Origin of the sequence: Segatella buccae ATCC 33574, assembly GCF_000184945.1 — a bacterium.
Lineage (GTDB): Bacteria > Bacteroidota > Bacteroidia > Bacteroidales > Bacteroidaceae > Prevotella > Prevotella buccae.
In genome coordinates, this window is the sequence record NZ_GL586330.1 from 1 (window position 1) to 515 (window position 515).

Consider the following 515-nt stretch of genomic DNA (forward strand, 5'->3'; position numbering starts at 1 on the left):
GGTACAAGTTCCACATCAAGGTCGTCGGCCATGTCGAGCACTATGCCGCAGACCAGGTGTATGTTGATTTTGCCGGTGACAGGCTTGAAGTTGTCGATGGGATGACAGGCGAGACGAAGAAGGCCGAGGTTTTTGTCGCTGTCCTGCCGTTCAGTCATTACACCTACTGTGAGGCCGTATGGTCGCAGCGCAAGGAAGACCTGATCAAGGGATGCGAGAATGCCATGCTGTATTTCGAAGGGGCTCCGGCGGCAATAGTCCCCGACAATCTGAAGGCGGCCGTCACACGGAGCGACCGTAACGAGCCGGTCATCAATGATGATTTCGCCGCCTTTGCCGAGCATTACGGCTGTGCGGTCTATCCCGCCCGTGTACGCCACCCCAAGGACAAGGCCCTGGTTGAGAACACCGTGAAGCTTCTCTACCGTTCCGTTTACCTGGACATAGAGGGGATGACTTTCTCCAGTCTGGACGATCTCAATGCCGCCATCCATGTTTCCCTGCACGATTTCAAT

General features: G+C 55.5%; 1 protein-coding gene. It reads left to right on the forward strand.

Features of this window, described 5'->3' with window-relative positions; genetic code table 11:
- Positions 1-515, forward strand: a 515-nt coding sequence (locus HMPREF6485_RS13130) for a DDE-type integrase/transposase/recombinase (protein WP_004347265.1), incomplete at both ends; no start/stop codon positions are given.